This window comes from Streptomyces sp. NPDC001717, from assembly GCF_042892775.1.
GTDB lineage: Bacteria > Actinomycetota > Actinomycetes > Streptomycetales > Streptomycetaceae > Streptomyces.
On record NZ_JBIAUK010000042.1, the window covers coordinates 51,389 to 62,629 of the forward strand.

The window sequence follows — 11,241 nt, forward strand, 5'->3', positions numbered from 1 at the left end:
GGGGGGGGGGGGGGGCGCCCCGGCCCGGGGGGGGGCCCGCCGCGGCGGGGCCCCCGGGGGGGCCCCCCCGCGGCGCCCCCCCCCCCCCCCCCCGGGGGGGGGGGGGGGGGGGGGGGGGGGGGGGCCCCCCCCCCCCCCAGCGGCGCCGCAGGGGCTACTTCTCCGTCACCCCGGCGGAGTCGAAGGTGGCCACCTCGTGCATCGCGCGGGCCGCGCTCTGGACCAGCGGGAGGGCCAGCAGGGCGCCCGTGCCCTCGCCGAGGCGGAGGTCCAGGTCGACGAGCGGGCGCAGGCCCAGCTTGTTCAGGGCCGCGACGTGACCCGGCTCCGCGCTGCGGTGGCCCGCGATGCACGCGGACAGGGCCTCGGGGGCGATGGCGCGGGCCACCAGGGCGGCGGCTCCGGCGCTGACGCCGTCCAGGATCACCGGGGTGCGCAGGGACGCGCCGCCGAGGAGGAGGCCCACGATCGCCGCGTGCTCCAGGCCGCCGATCGCCGCCAGGACGCCGATCGGGTCCGCCGGGTCCGGCTGGTGGAGCTCCAGGGCACGGCGTACGACCTCGACCTTGCGGGCGTGGGTCTCGTCGTTGATGCCCGTGCCGCGGCCGGTGACCTCGGCCGGGTCGACCCCGGTGAAGACCGAGATCAGGGCCGCGGAGACCGTCGTGTTGGCGATGCCCATCTCGCCGGTGAGGAGGGCCTTGTTGCCGGCCGCGACCAGGTCCCGGGCGGTCTCGATGCCGACCTCGATGGCCGCGACGGCTTCCTCGCGGGTCATCGCCGGGCCGGTGGACAGGTCCGCCGTGCCCGGGCGGACCTTGCGGGGAAGGAGGCCGGGGGTGGCCGGGAGGTCGCCGGCGACGCCCACGTCGATGACGCAGACCTCGGCGCCGACCTGGTTGGCGAAGGCGTTGCAGACCGCGCCGCCGCCGAGGAAGTTCGCCACCATCTGGGTGGTGACCTCCTGCGGCCACGGCGTGACGCCCTGGGCGTGGACCCCGTGGTCGCCGGCGAAGATCGCGACGGCCGCGGGCTCGGGGATCGGCGGCGGGCAGACCCGGGAGAGGCCCGCGAGCTGTGCGGAGATGATCTCCAGCATGCCGAGCGCCCCCGCGGGCTTCGTCATGCGCTTCTGCCGCTCCCACGCCTCGCCGAGCGCCTTCGCGTCGAGCGGGCGGATGCCGGCGACCGTCTCGGAGAGCAGGTCGTGCGGCTCCTCGCCGGGCAGCGCGCGGCGCCCGTACGTCTCCTCGTGCACGACCCAGGAGAGCGGGCGGCGCTTGGACCAGCCGGCCTGCGCCAGCTCGGGCTCTTCGGGGAACTCGTCGACGTAGCCGACGCACAGGTACGCGACGACCTCCAGGTGCTCCGGCAGGCCGAGCGCGCGGACCATCTCGCGCTCGTCGAAGAAGCTGACCCAGCCGACGCCGAGGCCTTCGGCGCGCGCGGCGAGCCACAGGTTCTCGACGGCGAGGGCCGAGGAGTACGGGGCCATCTGCGGCTGGGTGTGCCGGCCGAGGGTGTGGCGGCCGCCGCGGGTGGGGTCGGCGGTGACGACGATGTTCACCGGGGTGTCGAGGATCGCCTCGATCTTGAGTTCCTTGAACTGCTTCGCCCGGGCCTTGGGCAGCGAGTTCGCGTAGGCCTCGCGCTGGCGCTGGGCGAGCTCGTGCATCGTCCGGCGGGTCTCGGCGGAGCGGATGACGACGAAGTCCCAGGGCTGGGAGTGGCCGACGCTGGGCGCGGTGTGGGCCGCCTCCAGCACGCGGAGCAGCACCTCGTGCGGGATCGGGTCGGTACGGAAGCCCTTGCGGATGTCGCGGCGCTCGCGCATCACGCGCAGGACGGCCTCGCGCTCGGCGTCGTCGTACGCCGGAGCGGGTTCGCCGGCGGCGGGCTCGGCCGGGGCGACCGCCTCGGGCTCGACGGGTTCGCCGGCGGCGGCCTCGGCGGGGTGGGCTGCCGGGTCGAGTGCCTCGGACTCGGCGGGTTCGGCCGCGGCGGGGTCGACGCCCTCGGGTGCGACGGGGCCGACCGTCTCGGGCTCGACGGGCTCGACGGGCTCGGCCTCCGGGGCGGCCGCTGCGAGCGGCTCCGCCGGAGCGGCTGCGGCCGGGTCGACCGCGCCGGGCTGCGGCGCCTCGGCCGTGAGGGTCACGGCCGGGTCCGCGGCGGCGGGCTCGGGGGCCTCGGGCTGCGGAGCGGCGGCTTCGGCCTGTACGGCCGGCTCGGGCTGCGGGGCTTCGGCCGCGGCGGGCTCGGCCGGGACGGGCTGCGGGGCTTCGGCCTCGACCGCGGCGAGCGGCTCGGGGTGCGGCGCGGCCTCGGGCGCGACCGGCTCGGCGGCCGGCTCGACGGCCTCGGGGGCCGCCGGGGTGGCATCGGCCGCGACGGGCTCGGGCGCCTCCGCGGGAGCCTGGACGGCCTCGGGCGCGACGGCCTCCGCCGGCGGCTGCTCCACGGCAACGGCGGCCACGGGCGGGACCTCCGCGGGAGCCTGCGCGACGGGAATCCCGGGGACCGCGGGCAGCGGCTGGAGGAGCTCGGTCGGTACCGGCACGGCGGCCGGGAAGGCCTCGGCCGGGGCTGCCTCGGCCGGGGCTGCCTCGGCCACTGCGGGCGCGGCGGGCGCGTCAGGCCGGCCCGGCGTCTCCACGGGGAGGGGCAGCGGCTCGGGCTCGACCGGCAGGGCCGCGGCATCGGCCGGGAGTTCCACGGCCACCGGGAACGGCTCGGGTTCGGCCGGGGGTACGGGGGCCGTCTGCGGGGGCTCCTGCGCGAAGACGGGCTGCTGTCCGGGGGCCTGGGCGGCTTCGGCCATCGGCTGCGGCTGCTCGGCGAGCGGCGCTTCCGTGGTCCAGGGGGCACCGGCCTGCGGCGGGATCTCGGCCGTCTGGGGGGCCGGGGCCACCGGGAGGTCGAGGTATTCGGGGCCCAAGGTCGGCGGGCCGGGCTGGTGCACGGGCGCCGGCGCCGCGGCCGGGCCGCGGTCGGCGAGGGAGCGCACGACCCCGCCGGTGGCCTCGGGCACGGGCGGACCCATGTGCAGCGGACGGCGGACCGGGGCCGGGGCGGCGGCCGGGGGCACGTTCAGTCCGCCGAGGTCGAGCGCTCCGGAGTCACGGCCGCCCGCCTCGTGCACGCCGGCGCCGTAGGAGGGGTACTCGGGATAGGCGGCCGGCTCGGCGAACACCGGGGCCTCGGAGTACTGCTGATCGGTGCCGTAGGCCGGGAACTCGGGTGCCTGCGGGACGACCTGGGGGTCGCTCCACGAACCCTGGCCGCTCGGCATCAGGAGCAGTTCCTCGTCCTCCGGCTCCGCCGGGTCGTCCACGAGGTCGTGGAAGGCGTAGCCGGCGGGAATCGGTGCCGGGATCTGGACCGGAGCGGGGATGCCCTGCTGATCCACCATGCCCGCGTTGTCCGGGTGACCCGCTCCCGGGACCTGGCCGGTGTCAGTCATGCGTACCCCTCGCCCATCGGTTGTGCCTCTTCGATCGCCCGGCGTCCACGTGACGAACGAACGGTCCGCGCGACAACCAGTAAGCATTGTCGCGCCCGTTAGCCCTCGCGGCGGCCATAACCGCCGCGGTCCTCTGTGGACTGCGCCACGTCTCCGCACGGGCTGCGCCGTGATGCCCGAATCGTCCTGGGCGGTACGACGATCGGCCAGCCTACCCCGGCCTCCGGGTCAGCGGTTCACCGGGCGCCGGCCTGCCAGGAGGAACACCACGGAACGGTCCTGTTCGGCCCAGGTCCGGGTGTCCAGGCCGACGGACTGGAGCAGCGCGCACTCGACCGCGTACCCGTGTTCGGCGAGTACCCGGCCGATGGCCTCGGCCTCGTCGCGGGTGGACGCGTGGCTGACGATCCGTTCGGGACGCCGGTCGGCGACGGCCTCGACGACCGCGGCGCCGCCTCCGCCGACACGGACGACGTCCGGCTCGGGCAGGTCCTCCAGTACGTGGGGCGCCCGGCCCGGGACGACCTGGACCTGTACGCCGCGCTTGCGGGCGGCGGCAGTTACGCCTTCACAGGCGGCCGGGTCCGCGTCGACGGCGATGACGGCCGCGCCGAAGGCGGCGGCGTCCACGGCCACGCCGCCGGTGCCGGAGCCGATGTCCCAGACGAGGTCGCCGGGTCGGGGGCCGAGCCGGGCGAGTTGGGCGGCCCGCAGTTGTGCGGACTGCCCCTCCCCCGCTTCGGCCTGCGGACCGGCCCAGCCGCGTTCGGCGGCCGGGGCGGGGCGCTGCCCGAGCAACCAGCCCGGTTCGGTTTCGAGGGCCTGGCCGGCGCCGCCGATGACGATGACGACGTTCGGGTCGCGCCAGTTGTGGTCGGCGGCCCGGTCGGAGGTGAGGACGCTCACCTGTTCGCGGTCGGTGCCGAGTTCCTCGCAGACCACGAAGGTGCGGTGGACCCCTTCGAGGAGCAGCGCGAGTTCGACGGGTCCGGCGCCGGGCGAGGTGAGGACGGCGACCTTGGGGTGGGCTCGGCAGACGTTGACGGCGCGGCGCAGGGTGCGGCGGTTCGCGACGACGACCTGCGCGTCGTCCCAGGGCATGCCGGCGCGGGCGAAGGCGGCGGCGACGGAGGAGACGGCCGGTACGACTTCCACTTCGAGGCCGTGCTCGGGCGCGCGCAGGGTGCGTACGACGCCGAAGAAGCCGGGGTCTCCGTCGGCGAGGACGACGGCGGTGCCGCGGTGGCCGGCGATCCGGCCGGCGGCGATGCCGAGGCTGCCCAGGCGGACGCGTTCAGCGGTGGGCGGGACTTCGGGGAGCGCGAGGTGGTGGGCGGCGCCGGCCACCAGCGTCGCGGCGGAGAGCGCGGACCGGGCGGCCGCGGTCAGGGGGGAGCCGTCCCAGCCGATCACCGTGACCCGGTCGGACATCGTCGTCAGTCTCCTGGTGTGGGGGCAGGCGAATTCGTCTACGTCTTCGTCTTCGTCCGGGTGGGGACGGGGCCGGGGCCGGGGCCGGGCGTCACGGTGAGACTACCCGGTCGGCCGGTCAGCTCCAGTCGGCGCCGACGGCGTAGCCGTTCGCGCCCGCCCGCTGCCCGAAGGAGTAGGTGTCCTCGTATCCGTAGGCGGTGTCGTAGTCGTCGCCTTCGTCGAGGTCCTCGGGGAGGAGGCTCCAGACGATGAGGTCGGTGCGGGTGTCGGCCCAGGTGCCGTCGGGGTTCTGCGTGCGGACTATCCACGCGTTGCGCAGTACGCCCTCGCTGATGCAGCCGATCTTCTGGGCGACCTGCTGGGAGGCGGTGTTGTCGGCCGCGGTGCGCAGTTCGAGGCGTTCGAAGCCCTGGTCGCGGAAGAGCCACTGGGCGACGGCGAGTACGGATTCGCTGGCGTAGCCCTCGCCGCGGGCCCAGGGGGCGGTGACGTATCCGACCTCGGTGGCGCGGGTGCGCCAGTTCGTGTTCTGGAGGTGGACGATGCCGACGAGGCGCTGGGTGAGGAACTCGGTGACGGCGAAGACGATGCCGCGGCCCCCGGTGCGTTCGGCGTGGGACTGCCGGGTGGCCCACGCGTGCCCGTCCGCGGGGGTGTAAGGGTGCGGCACGGTGGTCCAGGCGGTGACGTTCTCGTCGTTCATCATCTCGGTGAGCGCGGTGACGTCGTCTTCCTCGAAGGGGCGCAGCACCAGCCGGTCCGTGCTGATGGTGACGTCCGGGAAGGTGGTAGTCATGCGCAGCTCCATCGCCTTTGCTGGACCGTTTGCGTGGGTCGTAGGCCACAGCATGCAGCATGGGCGTCACGAAGCGCATGGCCGGGTTGCCCGGAAGCGGGCAGAAGTCGGCCCCGCACGCCCACCAGGGGGTGCGGGGCCGGATCACAGCCGGGTGATCGGGACTTCGGGTCGGGATCGGGGTCAGGACTTCGGGGCGCCGAAGGCCGGGATGACCGAGCCCTGGTACTTCTCCTCGATGAACTTCTTGACCTCGTCGGTGTTCAGGAGCTTGGCGAGCTTCTGGATGCGCGGGTCGTCCTGCTTGCCGTCCTTGACCGCGAGGAAGTTGGCGTAGGGGTTGCCCTCGGCCTTCTCCAGTACCAGCGCGTCCTTGGCGGGCGACAGCTTGGCCTCGATGGCGTAGTTGCCGTTGATGACGGCGGCGTCCACGTCGTTCAGGGCGCGCGGGACCGTGGCGGCCTCCAGCTCCTTGAACTCCAGGCCCTTCTTGTCGGTGATGTCGGACAGCTTGGCAGCGGTGCCGACACCCTCCTTGAGGGTGATCAGGTTGTTCGCGGCGAGCAGCTGGAGGGCGCGGCCCTCGTTGGTGGTGTCGTTGGGGACGGCGATGGTCTGGCCGGCCTTGATGTCGGAGAGGGCCTTGACCTTCTTGGAGTAGAGGCCGAGGGGCTCCAGGTGCACGTTCACGACGGGCACGATGTGCGTGCCGTTCTTCTTGTTGAAGTCGTCGAGGTACGGCTTGTGCTGGAAGAAGTTGCCGTCGACCTGGCCCTGCTCGGTGGCGGTGTTCGGCAGGACGTAGTCCGTGAACTCCTTGACCTCCAGCTTGAGGCCTTCCTTGGCGGCGAGCTTGTCCTTGACGAAGTTCAGGATGTCGGCGTGCGGGCTCGGGGAGGCCGCGATGACGAGGGGCTTGCTCTCGTCGGTCTTGCCGCCGTCGGCCTTGGCGGTGGACGGGTCGGAGGAGCTGCCGCAGGCGGTGAGGCCGAGCGCGAGCGCGGAGGCGGTGGCGGCGAGGGCGGTGAGCTTGATGTTCTTACGCACGAAGAGTGCCTTTCTGACATTTATTCGGGGATGTGGCCCAAGCACGACAAGTGCGGGCTCTTGGGGGGGTCTGTGTTTTTCAGGCCGTCCGGCCGCGGCGGGCCAGGAGGCGGACCGCTCCGTCGCCGATCAGCTGGATCACGGTGACGAGGACGATCAGCACGACGACGGTGGCGACCATGAAGCCGGTCTCGAAGCGCTGGAAGCCGTAGGTGATGGCCTTGGAGCCGAGCCCTTCGCCGCCGACGGCGCCGGCCATCGCCGAGTAGCCGACCAGCGTGATGACGGTGGTGGTGACTCCGGCGACCAGGGAGGGCAGGGCCTGGGGCAGGAGCACCTTGCCGACCAGGGTGGGGATGCCGCCGCCCATGGACTCGACGGCTTCGATCAGGCCGTGGTCCACCTCGCGGACGGCGGTCTCGACGAGCCGGGCGAAGAAGGGGATCGCACCGATGGCGAGCGGGACGATCATGGCGGTGGGGCCGATGAAGGTGCCGACGACAGCGGTGGTGACCGGGATCAGGAAGATCAGCAGGATGATGAACGGGAGCGAGCGGCCCATGTTCACGATCACGCCGAGGACCTTGTTGAGCGGCCGGTTCTGCAGGAGGCCGCCCTTGTCCGTGAGGACGAGCAGGATGCCGATGGGCAGTCCGCCGACGACGGTCACCAGGGTGGACCACAGCACCATGTAGAGCGTGTCGTAGGTGCCCTGGGTGAGCAGGGGCTGCATCTCGGACCAGGTCACTTGGCACCATCCTCGACCAGTGCGGCCAGTTCGTCGTTCAGGGCGTCGGCGTTCGCGGCCGCGTCGACGAGCTCGACCTGGAGGCCCTGCTCGCGCAGGAAGCCCACCGGGACGACGTTCTCCTCGTAGCGGCCGGGGAGCTCGATGCGCATCCGGCCGATCTGCCTGCCGCCGACGGTGTCCATCGCGGCGCCGAGGATCGAGATGTCGACGTTGTACGTCCGCGCGAGCTGGGAGATGACCGGCTGGGTGGCGGCGTCGCCGTGGAAGGTGACGTCGACGACGGTGCGGTCGGGGCCGGTCGCGGATCCGGTGACGGGGAAGAGTTCGGCGGCGAGCTCGGAGCCGGGGGTGGCGAGGAGCTCGGAGACGGTGCCGGATTCGACGATCCGACCCCGCTTCATCAGGGCGGCCGAGTCGCAGACGGACTTGACCACGTCCATCTCGTGCGTGATGAGCAGGACGGTGAGGCCGAGCTGCCGGTTGAGGTCGCGCAGGAGCTGGAGGACGGAGCGGGTGGTCTCCGGGTCCAGGGCGCTGGTGGCCTCGTCGGAGAGCAGGACCTTGGGGTCTCCGGCCAGGGCGCGGGCGATGCCGACGCGCTGCTTCTGGCCGCCGGAGAGCTGGGACGGATAGGCCTTGGCCTTGTCGGCGAGGCCGACCAGGTCGAGGAGTTCGAGGGCCTTGCGGGCGCGGTCGCGGCCGGAGACGCCGAGGATCTCCAGGGGCAGTTCGACGTTGGCCTGGACCGTGCGCGAGGACAGCAGGTTGAAGTGCTGGAAGACCATGCCTATGCGGCTGCGGGCGCGGCGCAGTTCCTTGCCGGCGCGGCGGCCTCGGCCGGCGAGCGCGGTGAGGTCGACGCCGTCGACGGTCACGGTGCCGCTGGTGGGGCGTTCCAGCAGGTTCACACAGCGGATCAGGGAGGACTTGCCGGCGCCGCTCTGGCCGATGACTCCGTAGACCTCGCCCTCGCGGACGTGCAGGTCGACGCCGTCCAGGGCGGTGACCTCGCGGTCACGGGATGGGTAGACCTTCGTGAGGCCCGATGTGGTGATCACAGGAATTCCGTCGCTGTCGAGTGCACGGCGCGTGCGGGTGCCGTGTACGGGGCAAACATCTGGGGACGCGATACGGGCTGAAACCGGGATGAATCGGCGGTCTCGACGCGTGCGCGGGGCAGGAGCGGTCCGCGATGCGCGGACGGGCTCGGCCGGTCTCGCTTCGGGGCGCGAGGCTTGCGGAGGGGGCCCTCAGAAGGCGCACATTCGACACATACAACGAGCACCGGGCGTCATCGTCGCCTCGGTCGCAAGGGTGCGGCTGCTCGTCGTGGTCATGGGCCCCAGTAAAGCAGACATGTCGCTTCACCGATCAACGACGTCCGAATAGCGGACGGATTCCGATCGCATTCCGGACATCGTCGGTCGAGTCCAGTCGTCCGTCCCGACCCTCAGGATCCCGTCTCCCACCTGCGCGGACAGGGCGGACAGGTCCCCACGACCACGTCCGCGTCGAGGCCGGCGGCGGTGTGCGTTGTGGTCAAGGCCACGGTCCGGATGCCGGCGGCACGTCGTCGCGGAACGGCGGCGCTTCGGCGTGCGGCCTCACGTCCGCCGGCGCAGCCCGGCAAGAGGGGCGCGCGCATCGGGGCTTTCGGCCCGTAATACCCTCGCTGCATGCTCGACGCCCTGACGGTCGCCATCGGCGTGGCCGCACTCGCCCTCGCCGCCTGGTGCGGTCACGCCGCATGGCGGGACACTCCGACCAAGGACTGGCACTTCATCGGCATGGCCGTGGTGACCCTGCTGGTCCTGGCCCAGCTGGTGATAGGCCTGGTGCAGCTGGCCCGGGGCGAGAAGCCCGACGAGGGCAACGTGATCTTCGTGGCCTACCTGATCGGCGCGTTCGCCGCGGTACCGGCCGCCGGGATGCTGTCGCTCACCGAGCGGACCAAGTGGGGTTCCGTGACGGTGGCCGCGGGCGCCTTCGTCCTCGCCGTCCTCGAAGTGCGGCTCTATGACATCTGGGGGACCCCCGGTGCCTGACACCACGACGACCACCGGCGCGCCGGAGGCGCACAAGCGGCTGGTCTCCGGCCCGGGAACGCTGCTCGTGTGGCTGTACGGGGTGATGGTGGTGGGCGCGCTCTCGCGTTCGGCCTACCAGATCTCGACCCAGTTCGACCGGGCGCCGCTCGCGATCTCGTTGTCCGCGGTGGCCGCGCTCGTCTACGCGTTCATCACGTACTCGCTGGTGCGCGGCGGGGAAGCGGCCCGCCGGGCGGCGCTGGTGTGCTGCGCCGCCGAGCTGACCGGCGTACTGGTCGTGGGCACGTGGACCGTGATCAGCCCGGAGGCGTTCCCCGAGCCGACCGTGTGGTCGTACTTCGGGATGGGCTACCTGTTCATCCCGGTGATCCTTCCGATCACCGGGATGCTGTGGCTCCGCGGGAGGCGTTGAACCGGGCGGCTGCGGGGCCGGTCCGCGCCGGGACCCCGGACCGCCACGCGCGCCGTGCGGTCCGATGGCGCCCGGCCGATCGCCCGACGAGGGGCTACGCGCTGACTGCGAAGTCGGTCGGGTCCTTGGCTTCCTTCTCCAGGATCACCAGGCGCACGCCGTCCGAGGCGGTGCGGCCGCCGACCTGGGTGTAGCCCGCCTTGCGGTAGAGCCTCAGGTTGGACTCGCTCTTGTGGCCGGTGTGCAGGCGGAAGCGGGTGGTGGCGCCGCCGCCCGAGAGGGCCTCTTCCACGGCGCGCAGCAGCCGGCCGCCGAGGCCGTGGCCCTGCAGGCGGGGGTGGACGCAGAGCTTCGCGATCCTGCCGGTGCCGTCCTCGTCGACGGTGCCGCGGACCGTGCCGACCACCTCGTCGCCGAGACGGGCCACCAGGACGGTGTCCGTCGCCAGCTCCCCCTTGAGGGATTCCAGGGACTGGGTGAGCGGCTGGATGAGGTAGTTGCCGTACAGCTCGGCCTCGCTCTGGAAGGCCAGGTACTGCAGTTTGAAGATCTGCTCGGCATCCTCGGCAGCCGCCGCCGAAATGGTCACGCTCATGCCCATGTGCGCATGCCTCCCGCTCACCTGGTAGCCCGATGGTCTACCGCTCCTTTCCCCACAGGCCAGGAGCCGCAACCTCTGCAGCCAGCATTCTGCGCAGACATCCCAGGCAACGGGAACGGACGGGCCCTAAACTTCCTTGTGAGATACCCAACTCTCCTGCGATTTCACGGTAGGTGAGGTCCCTGGGCGAAAGAAGTGCGCTCATCAGCTCGGGGCACCGTCCGGGCAATCGGGCGACGGCCGACCGCAGTACCCGGTTCTCCTCCCCGTGCAGCAGGGCGTCCTCCGGTCCGCCGGCGGCGGGTGAACCCTGCGGACGGCCGTAGGGGATCTCGCGGCGGGCGCGGCGCCGGGCGCGGCGGGCCTCGGCGCGCACCGCCCGGCGGAGCCAGCGGGCCGGCTCGGCGGGCCCGGGGGCGCGTCCCCCCTGTTCCAGCAGCCTGACCCAGACGGCCTGTTCCAGGTCGGCCGCGTCCACTCCGGTGCCCGGCGCCTCCGCGGCCGCCTCGGCGGAGAGCAGCGGGCCCAGTTCGTTCAGCAGGTCCATGCCGGGCGGGACGAGTGGGGCGGGGGCCGGGGGGGGGCCCCCCCCCCCCGCCCCCCCCGGCGGGGGGGGGCGCCGCCCCGGCGGGGGGGGGGGGGGGCCGCCCGGCCCCGGGGGGGGGGGGGGCGCCCCGGGGGGGGGGGCG

The 11,241-nt window shown here is 73.3% G+C and carries 10 protein-coding genes; 2 read left to right on the forward strand and 8 right to left on the reverse strand.

Annotation, left to right across the window (positions count from 1 at the left end):
• Positions 1-154: 154 nt before the first annotated feature.
• The 6 genes from cobT to ACFYZL_RS37260 all read right to left on the reverse strand — a co-directional run bounded on the left by cobT (position 155) and on the right by ACFYZL_RS37260 (position 8,549).
• Positions 155-3,463: a nicotinate-nucleotide--dimethylbenzimidazole phosphoribosyltransferase gene (gene cobT / locus ACFYZL_RS37235; protein ID WP_388685299.1), complete on the reverse strand. Its 3,309-nt coding sequence runs from the start codon at positions 3,461-3,463 to the stop codon at positions 155-157.
• Positions 3,464-3,691: 228 nt separating this feature from the next.
• Positions 3,692-4,894, reverse strand: a complete 1,203-nt coding sequence (gene cbiE, locus ACFYZL_RS37240) for a precorrin-6y C5,15-methyltransferase (decarboxylating) subunit CbiE (protein WP_388685301.1) — start codon at positions 4,892-4,894, stop codon at positions 3,692-3,694.
• A gap of 118 nt (positions 4,895-5,012) precedes the next feature.
• Positions 5,013-5,693, reverse strand: coding sequence for a GNAT family N-acetyltransferase (locus tag ACFYZL_RS37245; RefSeq protein ID WP_384757126.1), 681 nt, complete (start codon positions 5,691-5,693; stop codon positions 5,013-5,015).
• Positions 5,694-5,876: 183 nt separating this feature from the next.
• Positions 5,877-6,740: a MetQ/NlpA family ABC transporter substrate-binding protein gene (locus tag ACFYZL_RS37250; RefSeq protein ID WP_384757129.1), complete on the reverse strand. Its 864-nt coding sequence runs from the start codon at positions 6,738-6,740 to the stop codon at positions 5,877-5,879.
• Between the two features lie 79 nt (positions 6,741-6,819).
• Positions 6,820-7,488, reverse strand: a complete 669-nt coding sequence (locus tag ACFYZL_RS37255) for a methionine ABC transporter permease (protein ID WP_384587818.1) — start codon at positions 7,486-7,488, stop codon at positions 6,820-6,822.
• Entirely contained in the window at positions 7,485-8,549 is a 1,065-nt protein-coding gene (locus tag ACFYZL_RS37260) for a methionine ABC transporter ATP-binding protein (RefSeq protein WP_384757132.1), read from the reverse strand. The genes ACFYZL_RS37255 and ACFYZL_RS37260 overlap by 4 nt, the downstream gene beginning before the upstream one ends.
• Positions 8,550-9,167: 618 nt before the next feature.
• Here ACFYZL_RS37260 and ACFYZL_RS37265 point away from each other — a divergent pair.
• A complete protein-coding gene (locus ACFYZL_RS37265; RefSeq protein WP_384587812.1) occupies positions 9,168-9,536 on the forward strand; it encodes a hypothetical protein in 369 nt (122 codons plus the stop codon).
• Positions 9,508-9,951 (forward strand): hypothetical protein, encoded by a 444-nt coding sequence (locus ACFYZL_RS37270; RefSeq protein ID WP_384757136.1) that lies wholly within the window; start codon positions 9,508-9,510, stop codon positions 9,949-9,951. Before ACFYZL_RS37265 ends, ACFYZL_RS37270 begins: the two co-directional genes overlap by 29 nt.
• Before the next feature lie 94 nt (positions 9,952-10,045).
• Here ACFYZL_RS37270 and ACFYZL_RS37275 read toward each other — a convergent pair whose 3' ends face one another.
• Positions 10,046-10,552, reverse strand: coding sequence for a GNAT family N-acetyltransferase (locus ACFYZL_RS37275; RefSeq protein ID WP_388685307.1), 507 nt, complete (start codon positions 10,550-10,552; stop codon positions 10,046-10,048).
• Between the two features lie 37 nt (positions 10,553-10,589).
• Positions 10,590-11,099: an RNA polymerase sigma factor gene (locus tag ACFYZL_RS37280; protein WP_384757141.1), complete on the reverse strand. Its 510-nt coding sequence runs from the start codon at positions 11,097-11,099 to the stop codon at positions 10,590-10,592.
• Positions 11,100-11,241: the final 142 nt, after the last annotated feature.